23 protein-coding genes are annotated in these 25,849 nt (G+C 70.9%); 5 read left to right on the forward strand and 18 right to left on the reverse strand.

The features are described from left to right. Positions 1-2: 2 nt before the first annotated feature. Together efeO and efeU are read right to left on the reverse strand one after the other, a co-directional pair. Positions 3-1,136 carry an iron uptake system protein EfeO gene (efeO, locus tag O7635_RS03495; protein WP_278078957.1) on the reverse strand — a complete coding sequence of 378 codons (1,134 nt, stop codon included), beginning with the start codon at positions 1,134-1,136 and terminating at the stop codon, positions 3-5. A gap of 14 nt (positions 1,137-1,150) precedes the next feature. Continuing rightward, on the reverse strand, positions 1,151-2,032 hold the full coding sequence (gene efeU / locus O7635_RS03500; protein ID WP_278078958.1) for an iron uptake transporter permease EfeU: 882 nt from the start codon (positions 2,030-2,032) through the stop codon (positions 1,151-1,153). Positions 2,033-2,146: 114 nt separating this feature from the next. On the opposite strand from efeU, the gene O7635_RS03505 reads away from it, so the two are divergent. Next, positions 2,147-2,305, forward strand: coding sequence for a hypothetical protein (locus O7635_RS03505; RefSeq protein WP_278078959.1), 159 nt, complete (start codon positions 2,147-2,149; stop codon positions 2,303-2,305). Here O7635_RS03505 and O7635_RS03510 read toward each other — a convergent pair. From O7635_RS03510 to O7635_RS03570, 13 genes are all read right to left on the reverse strand, one after another. Further along, on the reverse strand, positions 2,302-3,339 hold the full coding sequence (locus O7635_RS03510) for an AAA family ATPase (RefSeq protein ID WP_278078960.1): 1,038 nt from the start codon (positions 3,337-3,339) through the stop codon (positions 2,302-2,304). The two genes, O7635_RS03505 and O7635_RS03510, sit on opposite strands and share 4 nt — an antisense overlap. Then, on the reverse strand, positions 3,336-3,947 hold the full coding sequence (gene pnuC, locus O7635_RS03515) for a nicotinamide riboside transporter PnuC (protein ID WP_278078961.1): 612 nt from the start codon (positions 3,945-3,947) through the stop codon (positions 3,336-3,338). Before pnuC ends, O7635_RS03510 begins: the two co-directional genes overlap by 4 nt. 377 nt (positions 3,948-4,324) lie before the next feature. Further along, the gene (gene ahcY / locus O7635_RS03520; protein WP_278078962.1) at positions 4,325-5,818 is read right to left on the reverse strand and encodes an adenosylhomocysteinase; all 1,494 of its coding nucleotides are present in this window, start codon (positions 5,816-5,818) and stop codon (positions 4,325-4,327) included. Positions 5,819-6,208: 390 nt separating this feature from the next. Continuing rightward, positions 6,209-7,336, reverse strand: coding sequence for a mannose-6-phosphate isomerase, class I (manA, locus tag O7635_RS03525; RefSeq protein ID WP_278078963.1), 1,128 nt, complete (start codon positions 7,334-7,336; stop codon positions 6,209-6,211). Between the two features lie 318 nt (positions 7,337-7,654). Next, entirely contained in the window at positions 7,655-8,626 is a 972-nt protein-coding gene (locus O7635_RS03530) for a cation diffusion facilitator family transporter (RefSeq protein WP_278078964.1), read from the reverse strand. A gap of 10 nt (positions 8,627-8,636) precedes the next feature. Then, the gene (locus O7635_RS03535; protein WP_278078965.1) at positions 8,637-9,848 is read right to left on the reverse strand and encodes an SIS domain-containing protein; all 1,212 of its coding nucleotides are present in this window, start codon (positions 9,846-9,848) and stop codon (positions 8,637-8,639) included. Then, positions 9,848-10,048: a Trm112 family protein gene (locus O7635_RS03540; RefSeq protein WP_278078966.1), complete on the reverse strand. Its 201-nt coding sequence runs from the start codon at positions 10,046-10,048 to the stop codon at positions 9,848-9,850. Before O7635_RS03540 ends, O7635_RS03535 begins: the two co-directional genes overlap by 1 nt. Before the next feature lie 50 nt (positions 10,049-10,098). Next, positions 10,099-11,487, reverse strand: coding sequence for a phosphomannomutase/phosphoglucomutase (locus O7635_RS03545; protein WP_278078967.1), 1,389 nt, complete (start codon positions 11,485-11,487; stop codon positions 10,099-10,101). A gap of 120 nt (positions 11,488-11,607) precedes the next feature. After that, positions 11,608-12,504 (reverse strand): hypothetical protein, encoded by an 897-nt coding sequence (locus O7635_RS03550; RefSeq protein WP_278078968.1) that lies wholly within the window; start codon positions 12,502-12,504, stop codon positions 11,608-11,610. Between the two features lie 183 nt (positions 12,505-12,687). Beyond that, the gene (locus O7635_RS03555) at positions 12,688-12,990 is read right to left on the reverse strand and encodes a hypothetical protein (RefSeq protein WP_278078969.1); all 303 of its coding nucleotides are present in this window, start codon (positions 12,988-12,990) and stop codon (positions 12,688-12,690) included. Next, on the reverse strand, positions 12,953-15,871 hold the full coding sequence (locus O7635_RS03560) for a hypothetical protein (RefSeq protein ID WP_278078970.1): 2,919 nt from the start codon (positions 15,869-15,871) through the stop codon (positions 12,953-12,955). Before O7635_RS03560 ends, O7635_RS03555 begins: the two co-directional genes overlap by 38 nt. Beyond that, entirely contained in the window at positions 15,868-16,161 is a 294-nt protein-coding gene (locus O7635_RS03565) for a hypothetical protein (RefSeq protein WP_278078971.1), read from the reverse strand. The genes O7635_RS03560 and O7635_RS03565 overlap by 4 nt, the downstream gene beginning before the upstream one ends. Beyond that, positions 16,154-16,531 carry a YbaB/EbfC family nucleoid-associated protein gene (locus tag O7635_RS03570; RefSeq protein WP_278078972.1) on the reverse strand — a complete coding sequence of 126 codons (378 nt, stop codon included), beginning with the start codon at positions 16,529-16,531 and terminating at the stop codon, positions 16,154-16,156. The genes O7635_RS03565 and O7635_RS03570 overlap by 8 nt, the downstream gene beginning before the upstream one ends. A gap of 272 nt (positions 16,532-16,803) precedes the next feature. Between O7635_RS03570 and O7635_RS03575 the strand changes: the two genes are divergently transcribed. The 3 genes from O7635_RS03575 to O7635_RS03585 all read left to right on the forward strand — a co-directional run bounded on the left by O7635_RS03575 (position 16,804) and on the right by O7635_RS03585 (position 20,218). Continuing rightward, positions 16,804-17,880, forward strand: coding sequence for a polyprenyl synthetase family protein (locus O7635_RS03575; protein WP_278078973.1), 1,077 nt, complete (start codon positions 16,804-16,806; stop codon positions 17,878-17,880). 110 nt (positions 17,881-17,990) lie between these two features. Beyond that, complete coding sequence (locus O7635_RS03580) at positions 17,991-19,448, forward strand: GEVED domain-containing protein (RefSeq protein ID WP_278078974.1); 1,458 nt, start codon at positions 17,991-17,993, stop codon at positions 19,446-19,448. Then, positions 19,445-20,218 carry a DUF4239 domain-containing protein gene (locus tag O7635_RS03585; RefSeq protein ID WP_278078975.1) on the forward strand — a complete coding sequence of 258 codons (774 nt, stop codon included), beginning with the start codon at positions 19,445-19,447 and terminating at the stop codon, positions 20,216-20,218. The genes O7635_RS03580 and O7635_RS03585 overlap by 4 nt, the downstream gene beginning before the upstream one ends. 245 nt (positions 20,219-20,463) lie before the next feature. Here O7635_RS03585 and gabT read toward each other — a convergent pair whose 3' ends face one another. Together gabT and O7635_RS03595 are read right to left on the reverse strand one after the other, a co-directional pair. Further along, entirely contained in the window at positions 20,464-21,750 is a 1,287-nt protein-coding gene (gene gabT / locus O7635_RS03590; RefSeq protein ID WP_278085356.1) for a 4-aminobutyrate--2-oxoglutarate transaminase, read from the reverse strand. Beyond that, the gene (locus O7635_RS03595) at positions 21,747-23,183 is read right to left on the reverse strand and encodes a gamma-aminobutyraldehyde dehydrogenase (RefSeq protein WP_278078976.1); all 1,437 of its coding nucleotides are present in this window, start codon (positions 23,181-23,183) and stop codon (positions 21,747-21,749) included. The genes gabT and O7635_RS03595 overlap by 4 nt, the downstream gene beginning before the upstream one ends. Before the next feature lie 132 nt (positions 23,184-23,315). On the opposite strand from O7635_RS03595, the gene O7635_RS03600 reads away from it, so the two are divergent. After that, positions 23,316-24,755, forward strand: a complete 1,440-nt coding sequence (locus O7635_RS03600) for an aldehyde dehydrogenase family protein (RefSeq protein WP_278078977.1) — start codon at positions 23,316-23,318, stop codon at positions 24,753-24,755. Between the two features lie 461 nt (positions 24,756-25,216). Here the strand turns inward: O7635_RS03600 and O7635_RS03605 are convergent, their stop codons facing one another. Continuing rightward, positions 25,217-25,792 (reverse strand): hypothetical protein, encoded by a 576-nt coding sequence (locus O7635_RS03605; RefSeq protein WP_278078978.1) that lies wholly within the window; start codon positions 25,790-25,792, stop codon positions 25,217-25,219. Positions 25,793-25,849 lie beyond the last annotated feature (57 nt).

A 25,849-nucleotide genomic window follows, 5' to 3' on the forward strand; every position in this document is an offset into this window, starting at 1 on the left:
GGTCAGCCCGCCACCACCGCGGCGACCTTGCTGATCGGCTCGGCCAGCGCGTTGATCGCGTCGGACAGCGCCTTCAGGTCATCCTGCGACAGCTCGTTGTGCAGCTTCCAGCCGTCGCCGGCGCGGTGCTTCGACAGCGCCGTGTCGACGTTGGCGAACTCGGTGTCCAGCTGCTTGACCAGGTCGGCGTTGCGCTGCTCGAGCGCCGGCCGCAGCGCCGAGATGGCGGCCTTGGAACCCTCGACGTTGGCGTTGAAGTCCCACAGGTCGGTGTGCGAATACCGGTCCTCTTCACCGGTGATCTTGCCGGTGGCCACCTCGTCCAGCAGCTCCTTGGCGCCGTTGGCGAGCTGCAGCGGGGACAGCTGCTCCGCGTTGGCCTTCGCCACGATCTCCTTGATGTTGACCATCAGCTCGTCGGCCATCGGACCCGACTTGGAGATGTCGCCGGTCTTCCACAGGTCCCGCTCGATCGCGTGGAACCCGGTGAACTTCATGCCCTCCTCGACGACCTCTTCCCGACCGTCGATCTTCGGGTCCAGGTCACCGAAGATCTCGGCGACGGGCTCGATCCGCTCCCAGTACGTGCGAGCGACCGGGAACAGCTGCTTGGCCTTCGCGGCGTCGCCGGCCTTGACCGCGTCCACGAACTCCTGCGTCTTCTGCAGCAGCGCGTCGGTCTGGCTCTTCACATACCGCGAGTAGCTGGTGGTGGCGTCCTTGAGCGCGGCGTCCTCGGTGAGCGGGGCGGCCGAGCCGTTGACCTTCAGCGGCCCGCGGATGCCCTTGCCGATCATGCCGGGCTTGCAGGCGGTCTCGTAGGTGCCGGCGGGCAGCTCGACGTGCAGGTCGCGGCTCAGGCCCGGCGCGATGTTCTCGACCTCGCCCATCACCCGGTCGCCGGCGGCGTACACGTAGAACTCGGTGACCTTGCCGCCCTTGTTGGTGACCTTGAACTGCACGGTGCCCGCGTCGACGTCGGTGATGCCGACCTCGCAGGCGCTGTCGCTCGCGTTGACGGCGATCGGCCCGCCCTTGTCGGCGCCGGCGTCGGCCTTGTCGTCGCTGCCGGAGCAGGCGGCCAGGCCACCGGCCAACAGGGCGACCGCCACGGTCGCCAGATAACGGTTACGCATTCAGGGACTCCTGGTCAGGCCTGCGGCGAGGGTGCCGAGGTGGGGGTTTCGGAGGGCGCGTCGGCCGCGGCGGCCGGCTTCGGCTTGGGCTTCGCCTTCGCGGGCTTGAGGAAGATCGCCAGAACCGGGATGCCGTACGCGACCCAGGCGATCGTCTCCAGCACGGTGGGCGCGGGGGTGACGTTGAACATGCCGGCGAGCAGCGCGGCGTACCAGGTGTTGGGGTCGAGCGTGCCGCTGATGTCGAACGCGAGCGTGTTGATGCCCGGCAGCACGCCGGATTCCTGGAAGTCGTGCACCGCGTACTTGAGGATGCCGGCCGCGACCAGGATCAGCAGCGCGCCGGTCCAGGTGAAGAACTTGCCGAGGTTGATCCGGACGGCGGTGCCGTAGAGGAGGATGCCGATCACGACAGCCGTGACCACACCGCCGATCAGCGCGTAGAGCGGGCCGCCGTCGGTCTCCACGCCCTGCACCGCGGAATAGAAGATCAGCGCGGTCTCCAGCCCTTCGCGGACGACGGCGAGGAAGGCCATCAGCGCGACCGCGAGCGAGCCGACAGCGAGCGCGTCGGTGAGCTTCGTGCGCAGCTCCCCGGCGATCGACCGGGCGGCCTTGCGCATCCAGAAGATCATCCAGGTGACGAAGACGACCGCGGCGAGGGAGGTGATCGCCTCGAACAGCTCGCGATCCTGATAGTCGGCGAGCAGCGTCGTGCTCGTGTAGGTGAGCAGCCAGCCGAAAAGGACGGACAACGCGACGGCGAGGGCGACGCCCGCCCAGACCTGGATGAGCCGGTCCTTGCGCTGCGACTTGACGAGGAAGGCGACCAGGATGCTGACCACCAGGGTTGCTTCCAGGCCTTCGCGCAAGCCGATCAGATACGTGGCGAACATGTGCGTCGGGCTCCGTCACACTAAGTGATAGGCGCACCTAAGTAAGGGCAGCCATACCTTCTCTCCGGCCCGAGCGGAAGTCAAGTTGGCAGTGGACCGGTAAGGTCCCGGCACGTGAAGGCCTTCATCCCGTGGCTGACCGTGCTGGCGTTGGTCATCGCGCTCAACGCCATGCGACTGCGGCCGCTCGCCACGGCGCTGGCGGTGGGTTGGCTCATCTATTGCGTGTGGACCTGGGTGCGCCCCAAAAAACCACAAAACCGCCCCAACTAGAGCGGGTCAGCGAGGTCCCAGCCTCTCGCGACCAGGGCATCGCAGGCCGCCACCGCAGCACGGAGACGCTCGTCGCGGGGGCCGGACAGTTCGACCACGGGTACGGGCGCGCCTGCCAACATGTCGCGAAACCGACCCGTCATCCACTCTCGAACGTGCTCACCGTCACGCAGCCCGTCCTGTTCGAACGGCACGCCGACGTGGTCGGTCAGCAGGTACAGGTCGGGCCAACGGGCGGCGGCGCGGACCTTCTCCGCGGTTTCACCGAGGTAGCGCTCCTGCCACAGCGCGGTGGCCCGGGCGTCGGTGTCGCAGATCAGCAGCGGGCCACTCGACCTGGCGGCGTGGTCGGCGGCGGCTTCCTGACGGTGGGCGACCTCGACGAAATCCTCTTCCGCCCAGGTGACGTCGAAGATGGACGCCCCCGGCCCGAGCGCGGCCAGCTTGCGTTCGGTGAGCTCCCGGCCGTACTCGGGGACCCAGGCCGTGCCGAAGTGCTCCGCCAGTGCGCGGGCGGTCGTCGTGGTGCCGGTCGACTCGGCGCCGACGACCACGACCTTGCGGACGAACCACGCGCGTACGGGCGGCGACAGGGCCCACCAGTGCGCCGCCGGGTCCGCGCGAACGGCCGTGCCGGAGACGGGGACCATGCCGCGGTCCTGGTCGAAGGGCACGTGCGCGGCGTCGAACCGGCGAGCCAGCTCGGCGCCGTAGGGCTCGGACGTAAAGACGGCGTCGAAGTCGGTGTCGCCGGCCGCGGCACGGAACAGGGCGCAGTGCGCGTCCCAGGCGGCCGGATCGGCGTAGTCGATCGGATGATCGTCGTAGCGGCCGACGAACCGCACGTGTGGCGTCCCGGCATGGATCTCCTCCAGCCAGCCGACCCGCAGGTCGAGCGGGATCGACTCGCGACGCGACGGCGCGACCACGACGGTGACGGCCGCGCACCGGGCGGCGGCGAACGCGATCAGCGCGTGGTGACCGGCGTGCGGCGGATAGAACTTGCCGACGATGAGCCCGTGCGCGTACGTCACGCCGCGACCAGGGCCGGAGTCCGCGCGGCGCGCCACTGGCGCAGTCCGAAGACGCAGAGGGTGAGGAAGATCAGGTAGAGGGCGGCGGTCAGGTAGAGGCCCTTGTAGGCGTACAACGGGATGTAGATCAGGTCTGCCGTGATCCAGAGCCACCAGCTCTCCCAGCGCTTGCGGGTCTGGCCGTAGGTGGCGAGCAGGCTGAGCGCGGTCGTGAGCGCGTCGGGCAGCGGAACCGTGGAGTCCGTGGCGCGGTCGAGGAAGAGCCAGAGGGCGGCGGTGAGGGCGACCCCGGCGGCGGCGAGCGCGACCCACTCCGCCCGGCTGGTGTCGGTGACCTGGAGCCGGGTGCGGTGCTGCCCGCCGTAGAGCCAGGCCCACCAGCCGTAGAAACCGAGGATCACGTAGAGGACTTGCAGGCCGGCGTCGGCGTAGAGACCCGAGGTCCAGAAAACCAACATCAACAGGGCGACGTTGAGAATGCCGACGGGCCAGTTGCTGATCCGCTGCCGCGCGACCAGCCACACGTTGAGCGCCCCGGTGACAAACCCGAGCAATTCGGCCCACGAGGTGGGCGTGCCACCCAGCGTGAACGCGGTGTCCGTGAGCAATCCCGCCTCCGCACAGGCGATTCAAAGAACGGTGGCCCTCCGCCGAGTTCCGGCGAAGGGCCATCGGCAGTGCCCGCTCCCGAAAGAACGGTGGCCCTCCGCCGAGTTCCGGCGAAGGGCCATCGGCAGTGCCCGCTCCCGAAAGAACGGTGGCCCTCCGCCGAGTTCCGGCGAAGGGCCATCGGCAGTGCCCGCTCCCGAAAGAACGGTGGCCCTCCGCCGAAGTTCCGGCGAAGGGCCATCGTCCTTGATTTCGATCTAGAGCGGAAGGGTCGCGGGCCTGGCAGGGCGTGGGCCGGGTTGTGGCCCGCGCCCGGTCCCCGGCGGGAGCGACGGTCGCGCCCCCGACGGACCCGGGACCGGATCCGGTTCTTGGATCAGTAGCGGTAGTGGTCCGGCTTGAACGGGCCCTCGACGGCGACGCCGAGGTAGCTGGCCTGCTCCTTGGTCAGCTCGGTCAGGTGCACGCCGAGCGCGTCGAGGTGCAGGCGGGCGACCTTCTCGTCGAGGTGCTTCGGCAGGGTGTAGACGCCGACCGGGTACTGGTCGAGCTTGGTGAACAGCTCGATCTGCGCGATCGTCTGGTTGCTGAAGCTGTTGGACATCACGAAGCTCGGGTGGCCGGTCGCGTTGCCCAGGTTGAGGAGGCGGCCCTCGGACAGCACGATCACCGAGTGGCCGTCTTCGAAGCGCCACTCGTCGACCTGCGGCTTGATGTTGATCCGGGTCGTGTCGCCGCGCTTGGCCAGGCCGGCCATGTCGATCTCGTTGTCGAAGTGGCCGATGTTGCCGACGATCGCCTGGTGCTTCATCCGGGCCATGTGCTCGTTGGTGATCACATTGAAGCAGCCGGTCGCGGTGACGAAGATGTCGGCGGTCTCGACGACGTCCTCGAGGGTGGCGACCTGGTAGCCGTCCATCGCCGCCTGCAGCGCGCAGATCGGGTCGATCTCGGTGACGATGACCCGGGCGCCCTGGCCGCGCAGGCTCTCGGCGCAGCCCTTGCCGACGTCGCCGTAGCCGGCCACGACCGCGACCTTGCCGCCGATCAGCACGTCGGTCGCCCGGTTGATGCCGTCGATCAGCGAGTGGCGGCAGCCGTACTTGTTGTCGAACTTCGACTTGGTGACCGAGTCGTTGACGTTGATCGCCGGGAAGAGCAGGCTGCCGGCCTGCTGCATCTCGTAGAGGCGGTGCACGCCGGTGGTGGTCTCCTCGGTGACGCCCTTGATGCCGGCGGCGACCCGGGTCCAGCGGCGGTTGTCCTCCTTGAGCGAGCGGTGGAGCAGGCCGAGGATGACGGCGTACTCCTCGCTGTCGGCGGTGTCGACGCTCGGCACGGCGCCCAGACCTTCGAACTCGGCGCCCTTGTGTACGAGCAGCGTGGCGTCGCCGCCGTCGTCGAGGATCATGTTGGGGCCCTCGCCGTCGGGCCAGAGGAGCACCTGCTCGGTGCACCACCAGTACTCCTCGAGGGTCTCGCCCTTCCACGCGTAGACCGGGACACCGGCCGGCGCCTCGGGCGTGCCGTCGGCGCCGACGACGATCGCGGCGGCCGCGTGGTCCTGCGTCGAGAAGATGTTGCAGGACGCCCAGCGGACCTGCGCGCCCAGCGCGGTCAGGGTCTCGATGAGCACCGCGGTCTGGATGGTCATGTGCAGCGAGCCGGTGATGCGGGCGCCCTTCAGCGGCTGGGTCGCGGCGAACTCGCGGCGGAGCGACATCAGGCCGGGCATCTCGTGCTCGGCGAGCTGGATCTCCTTGCGGCCGAAGGCGGCCAGGGAAAGGTCGGCCACCTTGTAGTCGCCCTCGGCGAGGGTGCGCGGACGGTCCCCGGTCGACGCGCCGTGCGCCGGAAGGGTGCTGGTCATGAAAGCTCCTAGTCGGTCGCGTCTGCTGGGCACTGCGCCTGATCGCGACCTTCGAGCTTACGCGTGGGGCATCGGTGAAGCAGCGTTACCCCGGGCCGGCCCGGACTGGCTCCGCGGCGTCGCAAGCCGGTGGCCCCCGTCCGCGCATAGCGCACGGGGCGGTGGGTAGTCGGCGGATAAACCGCTCGACCCCACACCGCCCCGTGCATCCCCCCGGTTTGGTTCCCCCGCGCGTGACTCGGACCTTCGTCGCGATAACGCTGCGTGGTTATAGAGTCACACGACGCGATCGGCTCCGTCAAGAGAATGCGGATATTTCCTGACTTGTTCTGGTCGTGGCGTCGTGGATCTTGCTGGTTGGCGGCGTTTCCTTGTGGGGCTGGCGTGGGGTTACTGACCAAGGGAGGCGACGTAGGCCTCACCAGCGCCGGCGATCATGAGGGGTCCGGCGCCGGCGGGGCCGACCGCCGCTTTGCCCGGAGTGAGCGAGACCACGCCGGTGGAGTCCCCGATGGTGATCTCTCCGGCGGTGCAGAGGGCGAGTGCGGGGCCGTTCAGGCGCAGTTCGGTGGGCCGGGTGACCCGGTGCAGGGCGAAGTCGTCGACGGGTACGGGCCACGTGGAGACGCCTGGCGCGACCTCGACGGCCTTGACGACCGGGTCGTCGAGCACCTCGAAGCGGAGCACCTGGAGCAACTCGCCGACGTCGACCCGCTTCGGGGTGAGGCCGCCGCGCAGGACGTTGTCGCTGGCGGCCATGATCTCGACCCCGGCGCCGGAGAGGTACGAGTGCAGGTTGCCGGCGGGCATCCACACGGCGTCGGCGGGCTCGAGGCGGACGGGGTTGAGCAGGAGCGCGACCAGCACACCGGGGTCGGACGGGTAGTGCTGAGCGAGCCGGCGCACGAGGGCGAGATCGTCGGCGAACCTTTCGCCAGGTTGTGCGCCGGTGACGAGTTTGACCAGGTCAGCGCCCTTGCCGGGCCAGGTCAGCAGCAGCTCGACGGCGTCGGCGAGCTCGCCCCGGCGCAGGTGGTCGACGACCGGTCGGAGCGGCTCGCCCCCGAGGGCCTCCAGCGCGTCGGCCGAGCGCTGCGGGTCGCGAAAGCCGCACAGGGCGTCGAACGGCTCGATTGCGACGAGCAGCTCCGGCTTGTGGTTGGCGTCGACGTAGTTGGTGTCGCCGGCCGCGAACCGCTCCCGGGCCCGGTCGAGATCGGGGTGGGCCTGCAGCGAGAGCGGGGCGTCGGCGGCGAGGAACTTGAGGAGAAACGGAAGCCGGGGCCCGAACCGGGTCACCGCGTCGACGCCCAGCCACCCGATCGGCGCGGCCGCGATCGTCTCGGCCAGGCTCACCGGGCCGTCCTCACCGTCCAATGTCGATGGAGCGGCGGGGTGGGCGCCGACCCACAGCTCGGCCTCCGGCCCGGTGGTCGGTGCCGTGCGCCCCTGCAACCGGGCGAGCACGGTGCGCGAACCCCAGGCATAGTCGCGAATCGGGCTGTCGAGTGGTTCCACAGTGGCCGGTCCCTCGGGTAGGCGCTGGTCGTCTGGTCGCATCGTGCCTTGTGCCGGCGGCCGGCCCGCACGGCCCGACCGCCGATCATCGCCGGCCGACGACCGGCGCCGACCGCGGGCGCGCGTCCCGGTAATCCGGGCGACACCGCGCCGCCCGCCAGTCTCCCGCACGGCAGCAACGACGCCCGACCGGCCGGCACGGTCGTCGCCCGCCAGTCTCCCGCACCACATCAACGACGCTCGGCCGGCCGGGGGCGGTCGTCGTCGGATCGGGGCTCGGGTTTCTCCGGACGCCGCGCACCAAGTCGATCGAGGGCGTCAGTGGGTCGTGATGCCTTCGGCGGTTTCGGCGGCGGACCCGTTCCCGGCCTGTGCCGCCCGGCGGCTGAAGATGTCCGGCTCGAGGTAGATCACGCGGGCGATAGGCACCGCCTCGCGTACCCGGGCCTCGGCCGCGTTGATCTCGCGGGCCACGTCCTCAGCGGAGGCGTCCGGCATGACTGCGATCTTGGCCGCCACGAGGAGCTCCTCGGGGCCCAGGTGCAGGGTCTTCATGTGGATGATGCGGTCGATACCCTCGCCGACCAGCGACTTCTCGATCGCCTGGACGTTTTCCGGGCTGGCACCCTCGCCCACCAGCAGGCTCTTGGTCTCGAGGGCCAGGATGACCGCGATCGCGACCAGCAGCAGGCCGATCATCGCGGTGCCGACCGCGTCCCACCGACCGTTGTGGGTGGCCAGCGTCATCGAGACGCCGAACAGCGCGAACACCAGGCCGAACAGCGCGCCGACGTCTTCGAGCAGCACGACCGGCAGCTCGGGCGCCTTCGCCCGCCGGACGAACGAGACCCAGGACGCCTTGGCCCGCAGTGGGTTGGATTCGCGGATGGCGGTACGCAGCGAGTAGGACTCGAGCCCGATCGCGACGACCAGCACGGTGACCGGCACCCACTGCCAGCTGTCGAAGCCGTGCGGGTCCTGCCACTTGTGCCAGGCCTCGTAAAGGGCGAAGAGGCCACCGACGCTGAACAGGATGATCGAGACGATGAACGCGTAGATGTAGCGCTCACGCCCGTACCCGAAGGGATGTTCGGGCGTCGCCTTCCGCTTGGACCGGCGGCCGCCGAGCAGGAGCAGCACCTGGTTGCCCGAGTCGGCGACCGAGTGGATCGCCTCGGCGAGCATCGACGAGGAGCCGGTGAGAACGAACGCCAGGAACTTCGTGACCGCGATGCCGAGGTTGGCACTGAGGGCCGCGACGATGGCCTTGGTGCCGCCTTCGGCACTCATGTCACTGCGCTCATGGGTTCGAAAGCTCCTTCATCTCGGAGACGGCGGGGACCGCCATCGGATCGAGACCATGGGCCAGAGCGAGATAGACCGAGGCGAAGTCGGGCACGGCGACGAGGGACGCCAACCGCTCCAGCGACGAGCCGCCCTCGGCCGTGATCACGTCGCAGCGCACACCGCGCCGCTCGGCCAGGGTCTGGATCGCGTCAGCCCGCCGCTCCTCCACCGCCAACGGCTCGTCGGTGTCGTCGTCGGCGTTGAGCCCGCCGTCGCGCAGCAGCACGACGCGTAGTCGGCTCGACTGTTGCCCGTCTTCGTCGTCGAACGGGTCGGCGAAGATGTCGCGGTCGGACTCCACCAGGCCGCCGAACACGCCGTCGAGCAGGCCGACCCGGCCACGCCCGGCCTCACCGAGCGCGCCGGCCACCACGGGGTAGCGCGCGTTGGCCGACAGCGTGTCGGCGAACCGCCGGGCCGCAACGGTCGCCAGCGGCGACGAGCCCCAGACGATCGGCACGGAGCCGGCGAGCCCCAGCGCGAGGGACTTCGCGGGGTTGACGAACGACTCGGCGCTCGGCCGGCACCGCTCGGCGTCGGCGTCGAGCCGGGTCGCGGTCTCCGCGAAGTCGGCCTCGTTGACCTTGACGAGCCCGAGCGTGCGGGCGGCCAGCAGCACCGGAACCGTCAGCGCCCACAGGCTGGCCCGGGCCGGCGCACGGCGCGGAACCGGGATGAACGGGGCACGGGCCCGCTCGACCACCGACTGGAGCTCGGAGTCGGGCGCACCGATGCCAACCAGGCGGGCCCCGCGTCGGGCAGCGGCGTCGGCGGCCGCCAGCGCCTCAGGGCTGTGGCCGGACGCGCTGATCGCGATCACCACGTCGGCCGCGCCCACCCAGCCGGGTACGCCGGCGCTGCGGTGGGCGATAACGGGCGCGCGGGACCGCGGACCGGCGGCCATCGCGAGGATCTCGCCGGTGCGGGCCGCGGTGCCGGCGCCGGCGATCACGACGGCACGCGGCTGCCCGTCGTCTTCGAGCGCGGACAGGTTGACCTCGGCCGCCAGGGCGGCGGACTCACGGACCTGGGCGCCGGCGGACGCCGTCATCCGCAGCATGCCGCCCGGGTCGTTTTCGGCCATGGCCTCCTGGTTGTCCAGGAGTGCCTCGTCGGCGATCCGCTGGCCACGCAGGCCGGCGGCGCCACCCACGGGGGTGTCCATCAGCTGGCCTGCCCCTCGCCCGCGGCCGGCGCCGGCGGGCGCGCCTCGTCGAGAAGGAGGATCGGGATGTCGTCGCGGATCTCGAACACCCGGCGGCACTCGGTGCAGGTCAGCGTCTGCGCCTCCGCGTCGTAGGTGAGCGGCGCGTGGTGCGTGTCAGGACAGGCGAGAATGTCCAACAGCTGCTGATCCAGGGCCATCGTGCGGCTCTCCTTCCAAAGGGCGGGCGGCGGGCCGTCCGGCGACGATCTTAACGGCGGATGAGGCCGAGCACCGCGTCGCGCAGTTCCGCCATGCGCGTAGCGGTCGGCGCCTCGACGTTGAGTCGCAGCAGCGGCTCGGTGTTGGACGCGCGTAGGTTGAGCCAGGCGCCGTCCGGGAAGGTCAGCGTCAGTCCGTCCAGCTCGTCGACGACCGCGTCCGGGTACGCCGCGCGTACCTCCTGCTGCTTCGCCTTCTGGTCCTGCACCGTCGAGTTGATCTCGCCGGACGCGACGTAGCGCTCGAACTCGCCGCCCAGCTGGGACAGCGGCTCGGGCTGCCCACCGAGCGCGGCCAGCACGTGCATCGCGGCGAGCATGCCGGTGTCGGCGAACCAGAACTCGCGGAAGTAGTAGTGCGCCGAGTGCTCACCGCCGAAGACGGCGTTGGTGCGCGCCATCTCCGCCTTGATGAACGAGTGCCCAACCCGGCTGCGCACGGGCGTGCCGCCGTTTTCCGCAATGATCTCGGGTACGGCGCTCGACGTGATCAGGTTGTGGATGACCGTGTCGCCGGGGTGCTTGGCCAGCTCGCGGGCGGCGACCAGCGCGGTGATCGCGCTCGGGCTGACCGGCTCGCCGCGCTCGTCGATCACGAAGCACCGGTCGGCGTCACCGTCGAAGGCGAGCCCGAGGTCGGCGCCGTGCTGCACGACGGCGTGCTGGAGGTCGATCAGGTTCTTCGGCTCCAGCGGGTTGGCCTCGTGGTTGGGAAACGAGCCGTCGAGCTCGAAATAGAGCGGGACGATCGTGAGGGGCAGCGAGTCGAGCAGCTGGTCGCCCAGCACCGCCGGGACCGTGTAGCCACCCATGCCGTTGCCCGCGTCGACCACGATCTTGAGCGGGCGGATGCCGCGCAGGTCGACCAGCTCGCGCAGGTAACGGGCGTAGTCGATGAGCACGTCGCGCTGCTCGGGCCGTACATCGGAAGTCACCGGTGTGGGCGCCGGCGCCGCGCCGTCGAGGATCGCCTGCGCGTTGGCCTGGATCTCGCGGAGGCCGGAATCCTGGCCGATCGGCTTCGCGCCGGCGAGGCACAGCTTGATGCCGTTGTATTGCGCCGGATTGTGGCTGGCCGTGAACATCGCGCCGGGCATGCCCATCGAGCCGGCGGCGAAGTAGAGCATGTCGGTGGAGCCCAGGCCGGCCTCGACGACGTCAAGACCTTCGCTGAGTACGCCGCGGGCGAAGGCGGCCGCCAACCCCGGCGACGACGCGCGCATGTCGTGGGCGATGACGACGCTGGCGGAGTCGGGGTGGCTCGACCGCAGGAACTGGGCGAAGCCCGCGCCGAGTGCTTCGGCAGCCCGCTTGTCCCACTGATCCGGGACGACACCGCGGATGTCGTAGGCCTTGACGATCTGGGACAGGTCGGACAACGCACTCGCTCCTTGGACGATGCCAGTCGTATCGCCGCCGAGCGTAACGGAGGGCGTCCGCCGGGCCGGCGAAGGCTCTTCGTGGCCTGTGGATAACTCCGAACTGTGGATAACCAGTTTTCAGTCTTCTACGCGCGGAAGAATCGCCGTCGGCTGGTCCGCCCCCGGTCCGGCCGCCGGACGCATGGGAGGAAGGAACATGATCTGGGTTTCTGGCGCACCGCCGTCGGCCGCCGCCGAGTGCCGCCTGGCCTCCGCTGTCGATCCGCCGCCGCCCCGGTCCGAGCGCAGCTGGCGCACCAGGAAGACGATCAGGCCCGCCCCCACCGCGACCAGCCCCAGCCCGCCGATCATGACCAACCCGCTCATGCCGAGAAAGCCACCGCTGTCCGAGTTGCTCGGCGGAATCGGCACACCCGCCGCCAGCGGGCTCTTTGCCGGGTCGTCGAACGGCGCTACCGGCTCCTCGGTCGCGACGGGGCTCGGGGTGGCCTTCTTGGTCGGCGAGGGCGACTTCTTCGTCGGGGTCGGCTTGACCCCGTTGATCCGGGCCGACGCCGACTCGCTGCCGAGCGACTGCCCGCGCCCGTTGAACACCTGACCGATGAGCGTCACACTCCCGGACGGCGTGCCGTCGGCAAAGCTGACCCGATACCGCCCGACCGCGGTCTGGCGGTTACACAACGTCGACCGATCCGGCGCGGTCCGCTCGGTGACCACCGTGCTCCCGCCGCCGTCGGACACGACAATCGGCCGCCACTGCCCACGGCTCAGCGTCTCGACCCGAACCTGCCCGGAGTTCATCCCGCTGGCGAGCCGGATGGCCAGCCCGGTGCGCACGCTGATGCAGCCCTTCTCCCGCCGCTCGACGACGACGGAAGCGGAGCCAGGATTGCCACCGGCGGTGAAGCTACGCGACGCTCGGAGGTCGATCCGCTCGTCCGCGGCACTGGCCGCGCCGGCCGTCACCACGAGCCCGACGCCAACCGCCCCGAGCAGCCCGACGCCGGTCGCCAACAGCGCCACCGCCCGACGCCCACCGCGCCGACCCGCCATCATCACCATCTCCTGTGCCGAGTTCCCCCACCAGGGCGACACGGTACCCGCTGGCCGGTCGCCCCAACCGGCACGAAGCCCTCCAGATAGACCGTAGGTAGTGGACCGGCAACAACCCGCACTGTCATGTTCCCGACGCCACCCTCACCCACCCTGCCGCGGCCTGCCTCGCCACCGGAAGATCCACCCAATCGTCTCTTCATCAGGCAATTCCTCGCCACCGGTCACCCCGAGCGCGATCCGCTCAGCCTCGGCGCGGTCGACGCTTGCCCAGCGGTCATCGTTGCGATCGTCATCGAGGAAACCCACCACGAGCGCGGGGTTGTAGCTCCAAGCCTTCAACTTGTGGTCCCACAAGAGGGCATCGCCAGGACCGACATCCATGACGAAGACTCCCGCAGCCTGCTCTCTATCCCTTCGGCCGTAGACCACGTAATAGCTGTACATCGCCTCCCCCAAGATGATCATCGATCGGGAAGTCGGCTGCATCGAGACCGAACTCATCCACCACGTCGGCAAACGCCAAGCCATTCATATCCAACCAAGCGCGGTACTCCTGCCAGACATCCGGCCTCCGAGCGATCCATCGAGAGAAGGTCGTATTTCGCGGCGGCCACTGCTCAGCCAGTCGCGGAGGCATGCGCTCCGGCAATCGCAGGCTCCGGTTTACGGCGAGTGTTCGCAGAAATGCGTGGATTCGGCGTGCGCTGGAGCCTGTATCGCCAGGCGTGCCGTCCTGCCGCACGATCTCGTAGAGCTGGTGGGTGAGCTTGCCAGCACGCCACGAATCGGCCGTGGGCAACTGGAGCTCAAACTGGTGGCCTGTCAGCGCGCGGAGGGTGAGGTTCATGCCCATGAACCGGTTACCAACGGCCCAGAAGTTCTTGAGCGACCGGGGACCTGTGGAGTAACCCGCTGCGGCAAGGGAGTCGAGCACGCGCTCGACCACAGGCCTGCAGCGATCATCGTGTGGGACCACGATCGTGAAACGGAGGACGTCGTTCACGTCCTCCGCGAACTCGTCGACCGAATCATTGGCCGCGCGGGCTTCCGCGTCGTATTTCCTCGCCAATGACTCGAAGCTTTTGACTCGATGGTCGAGGCCTTCGAGCCGCAGCGCCTCGTCGAGCCCGAGCTCGGCCGAGACGTCTGCGGCGATCGCCGTCAAATCGCGCTGAACGCGGTCTGCTGCTGTCTCGGCAGAGGTCCGGAGTCTTTCGAGCACGTGACGTTCCGTGGAGTCGAGCTCGATCGCCGGCTCACTGTCGCTCCAGCTAAGGAGCACCGGCGTTCGTTCGGTCCCGAACAGCTGAACTGGCAACAGGCTGTGGTCGCCGGCAGCAAGGAGACCGGCAAGGTCCCCGAAAGATGTCGCCACCGAACCCTGCTCGTCACGGATGCGGCCAGCAACCTCCAGCACGGGCAAAGGTCCGTTGGGCCCATGGGTGCGCCGTCGCAGCCCTCTCTCGACCATCGCCGCCGGCCAGTCGGCTACGCGCTCGGACGGGACGTGAACCACCATGGGCACTCGCGGGAGACGTGCCTCTCGTGCGGCGCGGAGCCGGTAGTTGTCGAAGCACGCGTAGCTTCCGTCACCCCAGCGGATGCCGTGGATCGGGGGGCCTTGCCAGCCGGTTGCGCGGAAGCGGGCGACTAGTTCGTCGAGCCCGAGGTTGTCGCTCCTCGTCGGGTTGATGCTGCGTTGGGTGAAGCGGATCTGGTCCGGTGGGAGCAGGGCCGTTCGCGGGAGGATTCTGTCGAGGTGCGATCGTTCGGTTTCCGTCAGTGAATCGGGATCGACGCCGAGGTCCGAGTAAGTGACAGCGCCGACGCCGACGGCTCGGAGCTCCTCCGGGCTGGGGTCTCGAAGCATCCGCTCGCGGTCGCCTCGATGCTTGGCGTGAGCGCGCGACGATGAGGAATGAGCATCTCCGGCGCCAACCACAGCCGACGCGACAACGGCGGTCCCGGGCTGCTGCGGTGCGTCGGTCAGGCCGGCGCGAGGGGCGGCGTCTGCGACGGATGGACGATCCGTTTGAGGAGGGTCGGCAGCAACAAATGGTTGCGGGCTGAGCGGCGCAGGTCTCACCGAGCCGTCGGTGTGGGGAACGACCACTGCGTCCTGCCGATCGCCGATTCCCGGCAGCAACGAGTCGGCTGGAAGGTCGACACGACCGGCATCGAGCGGCGGCTCGGCCTTCGAGGTGGAGGGCGGGCCAGTCGACGCGGTCGGGCCCGCCTGCGACGCGTCGATCCGAGCAGTCGGTGTCGCGCTCGAAACCTCAGCGTCGAAGGACGCCCACGGAGTCGGCGGCGGGCTCGAGAGAGCTGGAGTCGAAGCCGCCTCGGTGACGCGTGGCAAATCCGTCGAGGCAACTGGCGCGGTTGAACCGGAAGCTGCCAGACCCCCGAATCTGGCCGCGGCTGAGCCGGCAAGATCGATCGTGCCGTCGACGGCGCCTGAGGTGGCGGCGCGGGCCGATTGGCCGAGGTCCGGTAGGCCGGCGCCCGTCGCCAGGCTGGCCGCCGTTTCGGCCAGTGCCTCCGAAGCAGCCGAACGCACCGTCTTCGACACCACACCGGCGACCGGATCCGGGACCACCGTCGACCCGGCCGCTCCCCCGGCCAACCCGCCCACCGCCGACATCCCCATCGCCGCCACATCGAACGACTCACGGTGGCCCACCAACCGCTGATAAGACTGGATCCCACCCGCCGTCGTCAGCTCCTGCGCCGACTCCAAAGTCCCCGCCGCAACGGCGCGGCGAGCAGCGAGCCGGACCGTCGACGTCTTGACCACGTCGCGCGACACGGTCAAGACCAACCGGCCGAAGATGCGCTGGATCGCTGCCCTGGTCGCCGCCGCGGCGGCCATGGCGGCCGGGGTCGCGGCGCCCGCCGACAACGCCACCGCGATCCCCAGGCAAATCAGCTCGATGACGAGCAGCCCCACCTCGATCCAGATCTCCAGCTTCGCCGCTTCGATCTCCGTGCCGCACGCATCGACCGCCGCAGCGATCTCTGTGAAGGCCGCGCTCAGACCGCCCAGCAACTCGTCGACCGGATGCCACGACTCGGCGAAGGCCGACGCGGCCGGGCCCGCATAAGACGACGTCACGGCAAGCGCGGCGACAGCCGACTCCGCCCGCGCCGACGACAGCGACGAACCACCCTCCCGCCACGCCGCGGCCAGTGACCACAACGCCGCCTCGTCGCCATCCGGCCATTCGGCGCCGATCACCCATTCGAGGCACTCGTACGCCCAGTCCGGCACCTCCCACGGCAGCGTGTCGAGCGGATGCGGGATCGGGCTCCCCAGCACCGTCACGGCGAAGGGCCGAAGCGGCGCGCGGCCGCGTCGTCCGCGCTGGAAGTGGACGCGCAGGCGGCGGCCACCGCCGAGCCCAGCTCTGACAGGGCATCCCCCGCCGCCGACCGCGCCGACAGCGCCGCCGCCGCGACCGGCAGGTAGACCCGGGCGAACGCCTGCCCCGCTTCGTCCGCGCCCCACGGCGCACAAGCCGAGATGGACTCCGCCGCGCGCACCTGCGCACCGATCGCCGCCAGATCCTGAGCCGCCCGCGCCGCGGCCGCGAAGTCCAGGTAGACCTCAGGCATGGCGCCGCAGCAGGGCGTCGAACTGGCCTGATCGCACGTAGTCGGCCACCCCCGAACCCGGCGGCAGGTAGCCCGCAACCAGGTCCTGGACCGCCGCCGCGGCCGACGTCGCCGCGGATCGGACCGTCGCCGTGGCCACGGCCGCCAGCTGGTCGGGGCGGTGGGCGCGGTAGGCGGCCGGGTCGAACGCCAGCCGGACCAGTTGGCCGCGGGCGTCGACCGTAGCGATCACCAGGCCGTCTGGTGAACGCGCCGTTGTCGAGAAGGCGGACAGGCGGTCGCGCAGCTCGGCCATGCCGGCGCGGATGCGTTCGTATTGGCCGAGCACTTCTTCGGCACGCCCACGCAAGGCTTCGTTGCGCTGTGCCATTGCCGATTCTCCCAACCCCGCAGGCAGAGATCACCGAAAGTCACGCTGACGATACCGGGAGACATTGATCGATGTTGTCCCATCCACAGGAAGTTTCCACCGCGGCGGCCATGTCCCGGGGCCGCCGCCGGCCGTTGAAGTGGGAGTCGGCACCACCTGATGAGTGAAACCCCAGCTCAAGCCCCGCGTACGGGGTCTTGGCGTGCCCTCCTGCGCACTGATCTCATGTGCCCATCCGCAACCGCCGGAGCAGATTGGACGGTGCATCAGCGATGACTGTCAGCACGGGCAACCGCTCCGCGATCCCGGCACCCCGCCGTGGGTCCGGGGTGTTCGAGCGGGCGCGGACCGTCACCGAGCCGGCACTGCGGGCCGCCATCGACTCACTGCCGCCCGCGACCCGGCGCGCCGTCGGCTACCACTTCGGGTGGTGGGACAGCAGAGGCAACCTTCATTCGGGTACGCCCGGCAAGGCGCTCCGCCCCGCCCTCGTGCTCGTCGCGGCCGAGGCCGTCGGCGGCACCCCGGTCGGCATGGCGGCCGTGGCGGCCGTCCCCGCCGCGATCCCCGCCGCCGTCGCGGTCGAGCTGATGCACAACTTCACCCTGCTCCACGACGACGTGCTCGACGGCGACGGACTGCGCCGCCACCGGCCGGCGGTGTGGAAGGCGTTCGGCACCGGCGCCGCCATCCTGGCCGGTGATGCCCTGGTCGCACTGGCCTTCGACGTGCTCGCCGCCACCGCCCACCCGAGCGCCTCGACCGCCGCGCGGCTTCTCGGCGCCACCGTCGCCCAGCTCGTCGAGGGGCAGGCCGACGACCTCTCCTTCGACCGGCGCGACGACGTGCGCCTCGACGAATGCTTCCGTATGGCCCGCCGCAAGACCGGCGCGCTCCTGGAGTGCAGCGCCGGCCTCGGCGGGCTGTTCGGGGGCGGCACACCGGCCCAGATCGCCGCCCTCCGCGGTTTCGGGGTCGAGCTGGGTCTGGCGTTCCAGCTCACCGACGACCTGCTCGGGATCTGGGGCGGCGTCGACGCGACCGGCAAGCCGGCGCACTCGGACCTCAAGCACCGCAAGCGATCGCTGCCCGTGGTCGCCGCGCTGGCTGCCGGTGGCGCGACGGCAGACCGCATCCGCGACGCGTACCGAGCGACGCAAGAGATGTCCGATGTGGAAGCGCAGGAGCTGGCGGGCACCATGGACGCCGCCGGTTGGCGCGACTGGTGCCGCAGTGAGTCGAGGCGGCACCTGCGGGTGGCGCTCGATCTGCTCGAGCCCGCCATCACCACCGAACGGCGCCAGGACCTGCGTGCGATCGCCCGGCTGGTCGGTGACCGGGACCGGTGAACCGCGGCATCGCCGCCGCGGCAGCCGTCGCGGCTCTCCTACTCACGCCCATCCCGGCTTCCGCCGCACCCGCCCAGGCGGCAACGGCCACTGCCACCGCGACACGGGCCATGCGGGCACCCGCCCCAGCGCCGGCACAGACCACATCCGCCACCGCAGCGCCGGCTCAGGCCGCCGCGGGCTGCTACGGCGAGATCTACCTGACTCGCGACCGGACCCTGCACCGCCTGGGCGACGACAGCCCGATCGCCGAGTTCGCCGCCACGCCGGACGCGGTGGCCTGGGTCCCGGCCACCCGCTCCTTCTGGGCCATCGCGGGCGACCAGGTCATCAGCTTCGACCAGGCCGGCCGGATCACCAAGCGCCTGCCGCGCCCCCGCGCGCTCGACAACGACGACCCCGTCACGGTCGTCACCGGCGTCAGCAGCGCGGCGACCGGCGCCGGCGACCGCTGGATCGTCCGCACCGGCCGCGACGTCGTCACCTACCGGATGCCAGCGCTGAAGGAGATCGCGCGGCGCACGCTCACCGCCCCGGGCGCCGTCGACATCCTCCTGCGCCCGCAGATCGCCGACTGGGACCTCGACCGCGGCCGGCTCTATTCGGTCGTCTCCGGCACGCTGATCGGCATCAACCTCGACACCGGCCGGGTAACCGCCATCGCCCGCCCACACGGGCTCCCGGTGACCGGCACCTACGGCGCCGTCGCAATCGATCCACAAAGGACCGTGCACGCGCTGCACGACCAGAGCGGCCGCCTATACGAGATCGACCTCGACGATCCCGGTGCCGCGAAGGCCAGCACAATGGTCGGGCCGGCCACCCGCTCGGACGCGGCCGCCTGCCCCGAAGGCTGGGACTTCGGCGACGCGCCCGCACCGTTTCCCACCAAACGCGCCGCCAACGGCCCGCGCCACCGGCTCACGACCGGACTGACACTCGGCCGCACGGTCACCGCAGAGTCCGACGCCACGGCGAACGACATCGACGACGCCCTGGCCAAACAGGCGATCACCGACGACGGCGCCTTGACCGTTCGGGTGACGGTCACCAACGCCACCAACGGCAACGCCCTCCTCGCCGCCTGGCACGACCTCGACGGCAACGGCCGCTTCGATCAACGCGACCTCGCCACCGCCCGCGTCAAGCGCGGCCGCACGACGGTCACCCTGTCCTGGCCGCCGAGCCGGGCGACAGCGAGGACGTCGAGCACCCTGCGCCTCCGTCTCTACGGCAACCCCGGCTACAACGCGACCCCGAAGCCATCAGGACCGGCTGACAGCGGCGAGGTCGAGGACCACCCGATCACGATCCGCCAGCCGGCCAAGCGCGAAGCCCCGGATCCGTTGGACATCCAGAACCTCGGCGCGACCGACGCCATCCCCGACCCGGGCGCCAAGCCCGTGGCCGAGCCCTTCCCCTCGCCCGAACGCCCGCACCACCCCGTCGCCACCGCCGCGCCGCACAGGCCCGAACGCCTCCCGCTGACCTGGTCGGTGTTCGTGGGTCTGCTGGTGCCCGCCGCCTCTGTCGCCGCGCGGGCGGCCGCCAAGAGAGGAAGTCGATGAACACGCTGCTCGCCGGGATCGCCGTGGTCCTGGCCTCGGCCCTCGCGTCCGTCGTCGGGTTCACCGTGGTGTCCCGCTGGGTGCCGCGGCGCTGGCGGGTGGCCGACGGCGACGCGGTCGGCACGGTCTATTCGACGATCGGCATGGTGTACGCGATCCTCATCGCCATCGCCGCCATCGCGGTCTGGGAGCCCCGCGCCGACGCGGCGGCCAACACGGAGGTCGAGGCGAGCAGCCTGGTCGAGGCGTACTGGTCGGCGAACCGGCTCGCCCCCGCCGACCGCGACGACGTGCGGCGCCTGATCGTCGGCTACCTCCAGGTCGCCGGTGGCGCGGAGTGGGACCACCTGCGCAGCGCCCACTCCGGCACGATGACCGCGGAAACCCTGTCGACCGAGTTGCGGGAGCGGGTCGACGCCGTGCGGCCGGCCACCGACGGCGAGCAGGCCGCGCACCAGACGCTGGCCGGCCAGGTCAGCACGGCCGCCACCGCCCGCCGCGCCCGGATCGGCGACGCCGACGCCCGGATGCCCGCGCCGCTCTGGCCCATCCTGCTCGGCAGCGCGTTCGTCAGCGTCGGCTTCCTCTATCTCTTCGGCCTGCGCCGCACCGTCCCCAATGGAGTCATGTTCGCCGCCCTCGGCGGCATGGTGGCGCTCATGCTCTTCGTGCTCTATCAAGTGGAACTGCCCTACAGCCGCGGCTTCGCCGTCGAACCGGACGCCCTCCGCGCCGCGCTGGAATCCTTACGCGGCGCGGATGGCGTCTGACGCAGCCAGCCACGCCACAGTGATGCGCCAGGCCGCGGCATCCGACAGCGACGCCGCCCAGCCCGCCATGGGCTGGCGACCCAACCCGCCCAGCCCGCCATGGGCCGGCGACCCAACCCGCCCGGCCCGCCACTGGACGGCGACCCCAACCCGCCCGACGGCGAAGCAGTCGGCGGGCCCGCCGCCGGCGGGCGAAGCAACCGGCCGGTGCCACCGGACGGCGACGCAACCCGGCCAGTCCGCGGCTACCCGGCCCGGACGGCCTCCAGCGCGGACGCCACCACATCGAGCCCACGCTCCAACGTCCGGTCGTCGATCACCAACGGCGGCAGGAACCGCAGCACGTTCCCGTAGGTGCCGCAAACCAACGTCAGCACACCCCGCCGATGGCACTCGGCCGACACCGCCGCCGCGGTGACCGGATCAGGCGTCAGCGACCCCGGCTGGACGATCTCGATGGCCATCATCGCGCCGCGGCCGCGTACCTCGGCGATTCGCGGGTCCGCCGCCGCCAGGTCGGACAGGCGCCCGCCCATCATCAGGCCGATGCGCCGGGCCGCCGTGATCAGGTCAAGCTCGCGCATCGTCTCGATCGAGGCCAACGCCGCCGCACACGCGATCGGGTTGCCGCCATAGGTGCCGCCCAACCCACCTGGATGCACCGCGTCCATGATGTCGGCCCGACCGGTCACCGCACCCAGTGGCAACCCACCCGCGATGCCCTTGGCCAGCGTCAGCAGGTCCGGCACCACGCCCTCGTGCGACGACGCGAACCAGTCGCCGGTGCGGCAGAAGCCGGTCTGGATCTCGTCGGCGACGAACACCGCGCCCGCCTCACGGGCCCACGTCGCCAGCGCCGGAAGGAAGCCGGGCGCCGGCACCACGAAGCCGCCCTCGCCCTGGATCGGCTCGACGAGCACAGCGGCGACGTTGGTGGCCCCGATCTGGGCGCTGACGAGGTCGAGCGCGCGGGCGGCGGCCTCCTCCCCGGACAGGCCGCCGTCGCGCAGCGGGTAGGACATCGGCACCCGGTAGACCTCGCCCGCGAACGGGCCGAACCGGTGCTTGTAGGGCATGTTCTTGGCGGTCAACGCCATCGTCAGGTTGGTGCGGCCGTGGTAGGCGTGGTCGAACACCACCACCGCCGTGCGCCCGGTCGCGTGCCGGGCGATCTTCACCGCGTTTTCCACGGCCTCGGCGCCGGAGTTGACCAGAATCGAGCGCTTGTCGACGTCGCCCGGCGTCAGCGCGTTGAGGGTCTCGCAGACCGACACGTAAAGCTCGTATGGCGCGACCATGAAGCACGTGTGGGTGAACCGCTCGACCTGCTCGCGGACCGCGGCGACCACCTTCGGCGCGGAGTTGCCCACCGACGTGACCGCGATGCCCGACGCGAAGTCGATCCACTCCGTGCCGTCGACGTCGGTCAGCGTGCCGCCGCTCGCATGGTCCACATAGGAGCTGATCACCGAGCTGACGCCGCGGGCCACCGCGGACATGCGCCGCTTCTGCAGGTCGGAGGAACCCATCAGCCCTCCAGGTTGTGCATCACGTGCTTGACCCGGGTGTAGTCCTCGAGGCTGTAGACCGACAGGTCCTTGCCGTGCCCTGAGTGCTTGAAGCCGCCGTGCGGCATCTCCGAGACGAACGGGATGTGCGTGTTGACCCAGACGCAACCGAAGTCGAGCCGCCGGGTCATCCGCATCGCCCGACCGTGGTCGCGCGTCCAGACCGAGGCGGAAAGGCCGTATTCGACCCCATTGGCCCAGCGTACCGCCTCGTCTTCGTCGCTGAACCGCTGAACGGTGATCACCGGACCGAACACCTCGTCCTGGATGATCTCGTCCTGCTGGCGCACGCCGGACACGACGGTCGGCGCGTAGAAGAAGCCACGCTCGCCGACCCGGGCCCCGCCGACCTCGAGCGAGGCGTGGTCGGGCAGCCGGTCGACGAACCCGGTGACCCGGCCGAGCTGGTTGACGTTGTTGAGCGGGCCGTAGAGCACGTCTTCGTCGTCGGGCGCGCCCGTCTTGGTGGCGCGGGCCTGCTCCACCAGCGCGGCGAGGAAGTCGTCGTGGATGCCGGGCCCGGCCAACACCCGCGTGGCCGCCGTGCAGTCCTGCCCGGCGTTGAAGTAGCCACCCACCGCGATCGCCTCGGCCGCGGCCGCCACGTCGGCGTCGTCGAAGAGCACGACCGGCGCCTTGCCGCCCAGCTCGAGGTGGGTCCGCTTGAGGTCGGGCGCCGCGGCCGCGGCGACCTCTTTGCCGGCCCGGGTCGAGCCGGTGATGGAGACGAGCTGCGGCACCGGGTGGGCCACCACGGCGCGGCCGGTGTCGCGATCGCCGCAGACCACGTTGAACACGCCCGCGGGGAAGAACTCGGACGCGATCTCGGCCAGCAGCAACGTGCTGACCGGCGTCGTGTCGGAGGGCTTGAGCACCACGCAGTTGCCGGCGGCCAGCGCGGGCGCGATCTTCCAGATGGCCATCATCAGCGGGTAGTTCCACGGCGTCACCTGGCCGACGACGCCGAGCGGCTCGCGGCGCACATAGGAGGTGTGGCCCGCCAGGTATTCGCCGGCCGAGCGACCCTCCAGCATGCGCGCGGCGCCGGCGAAGAACCGCAGCTCGTCGACCGCCGGCGGCAGCTCCTCGTCGGTGGTGAGCTGACGCGGCTTGCCGGTGTTGCGCACCTCGGCGTCGACGAGCTCGGCCGCCCGGGCCTCGACCGCGTCGGCGAACTTGAGCAGCGCCAGCTGCCGCTGCGCCGGGGTGACCTCACGCCAGCTCTCGAACGCCGTCGCGGCGGCGGTCATCGCCCGGTCGACGTCGGCCTCGCCGGAGATCGGCGCCTGCGCGAACACCTCGCCGGTGGTCGGGTCGACCAGATCGCTGAAGTTGCCGTCGACCGGCTCGACGTAGTCACCGTTGACGAAGTTGCGCAGCTGCTGCTTGTCGCTCATGGTGGCGGCTCCAGGCGTGGGGGTGAGCTGTTGGTTTCGAAACCCACACGCCATCCTCGCGACTGAATTCGTGGCTGACAAGGCCCATCGCCACCGTTTCCGCGAAACTGTGGGGTGAGTTAGGCTCCGCCCGTGGACCAGCGCGCGTTCTACGTAGCAGGCCGGCCGGAACACGGCGTCGACGCGGTGACGATCCGGCACCCGTACGACGGTCATGCTGTCGGCGTCACCACCACCGCGACCGCCGAACAGGTCGAACGCGCGGTCAGCGCGGCCGCCGACGTGGCTCCCGCGGCCGCCGCACTGCCCGCGCACGCCCGCGCCGCCGCCCTCGACCACGTCTCAGCCCGGCTCAAGGAACGCGCCGACGAGATCGCCAGGCTGATCACCGCCGAGAACGGCAAGCCGCTCAAGTGGGCCCGGGCCGAGGTGGGCCGCGCGGTCTCGACGTTCCGGTGGGCGGCCGAGGAGGCCCGCCGGTTCGCCGGCGAGCTGCAACGCCTCGACACCGACCCGGCCGCCACCGGCCGCGTCGCCGTGGTCCGCCGCTTCCCGCGCGGGCCGGTCCTCGGCATCACGCCGTTCAACTTCCCGCTCAACCTCGTCGCGCACAAGGTCGCTCCCGCGATCGCGGCCGGCGCGCCGATCGTCGTCAAACCCGCGCCCGCCACTCCGCTGACCGCGCTGGTGCTGGGCGAGATCCTCGCTGAGACCGACCTGCCCGAGGGCATGTTCTCGGTGCTGCCGCTGCCCAACGAGCGGGCCGGCGCGCTGGTCGAGGACCCCCGACTGCCGGTGGTCAGCTTCACCGGCTCCGGCCCGGTCGGCGCGGCGATCCGGCGGGCGGCGCCCGACAAGCACGTGACCCTGGAGTTAGGTGGCAATGCCGCGGTGCTGCTCTGCGAGGATTGGACCGCCGACGCGGATCTCACCTGGGCGGCCGAGCGGATCGCGACGTTCTCCAACTACCAGGCGGGGCAGAGCTGCATCGCGGTGCAGCGGGTCTTCGTACACGAGTGGATCTATGACGGTTTTCTGCCCCGTCTGGTCAACGCCGTCGCCGCGCTGCACACCGGCGACCCGAACGACGAGGCCACCGACGTCGGCCCGCTGATCTCCGAGGCGGCCGCGCAACGCGTCGAGTCCTGGGTGGACGAGGCGGTCACGGCCGGCGCCACGATCGAGGTCGGCGGCCTGCGCGCGGGCGCCACCTATCCCCCGACGGTGCTGTCGCGCGCGCCCAAGGACGCGAAGGTCAGCCGCGAGGAGGTCTTCGGCCCGGTGCTGGTCGTCGAACCGGTCACCTCCGACGCGGCGGGCTTCGAGGCGATCAACGACTCGGCGTACGGACTGCAGGCGGGCGTCTTCACCCACAACCTGCAAACCGCGTTCGCCGCGCACCGCACCCTCCAGGTCGGCGGCGTCATCGTCGGCGACGTGCCGTCATACCGCGCGGACCAGATGCCCTACGGCGGCGTGAAGGGGTCGGGCGTCGGACGCGAGGGACTGCGCAGCGCCATCGACGACTACACCGAACCTCGCGTCATGGTGCTCACGGGGCTTGATCTTTAGATTTACGCGCGTCCGCGGTGGGCACGACCGTTTGCTCCCGCGCGCAACGGGCGGGGCCAAACCCCGGCCCCGCCCTGCCGGGTCCGCGGTGGGCCTGGCCCGCAGGACCCCCGGTGAGCTCGGCCCGCCGAACCCGCGCTGCGCCCGGCCCACGGGGTCTGCGGTCGGCCGGTCCGCCGGGTCCGCGGTGAGCCCGGCCCGCCGGGGTCCCCGGTGGGCCCGGTCCGCCGGGTCCGCGGTGAGCCCGGCCGCCAAGCTGGCGGAGAGCCCGCCCCCCGGACGCGGTGACCCCGGCCCCCAGCGCGCTGAGTCTGGCCGCCAGGCGCGGTGAGCCTGGCCGCCAGGCGTGGTGAGCCCGGCCCCCATCTGCAGGCGGCCCGACCCTCCGGGTCCGCGTCTACGGGCGTTAGGAAGGGACCCTTCCTATGCGGAAAGCGATAAGAAGGGGCCCTTCCTTCCGGTTAGGCTTCGCCGACGTTGGGGCCGCGGCGGCGTAGTTCGTCGACCGCGCCCATGGCGTCGCGGAGTTCGCCCAGCCACTGGTCGGCGTGCTGGCCGACGAGGCGTACGCACCAGGCCAGCGCCTCGGAGCGGCTGCGGGCCACGCCCGCGTCGACCAGCGTGTCGAGGACCTGGCGGTCGGTCTGGCGCAGGCGGGTCATCACCGGCGCTGAGAACGTGGTGAACAGCGCCTCGGTGTCGCCGCAGGCGGCGCCCCAGCTGACCTTGCGGCGCCAGCGGTGCTCGACCTGCTGCGCGATCTTGATGCGCTGCTCGCGGGTGTCCTCCCGGTGCTGGGCGATCCGGCCCTGCTGCGCCGAGGCGCGGTCGGCGTCGGAGGCGCCCTCGGCCAACTGCGGCGCCGGCAGCCGACCAATGATCATGACTTCGTCGCGGTCGATGGTGACGTGCGGCGGCTCGGTGAACCAGCCGTCCGGCACCGCGCCGGTGATCCACGCGGCCAGGCCGTCCGCCGGCGGCGGCTCCTGCCGCCCGCCGCGCGGTCCCGCTTCCCATGGGCCTCGGAAACCTCTCATGCCACACCTCCGAGCGCTGCGATGCTTACTTGATTACAGCATTACACCCTTGCACGA

It is taken from the genome of Asanoa sp. WMMD1127 (genome assembly GCF_029626225.1).
Classification (GTDB): domain Bacteria; phylum Actinomycetota; class Actinomycetes; order Mycobacteriales; family Micromonosporaceae; genus Asanoa.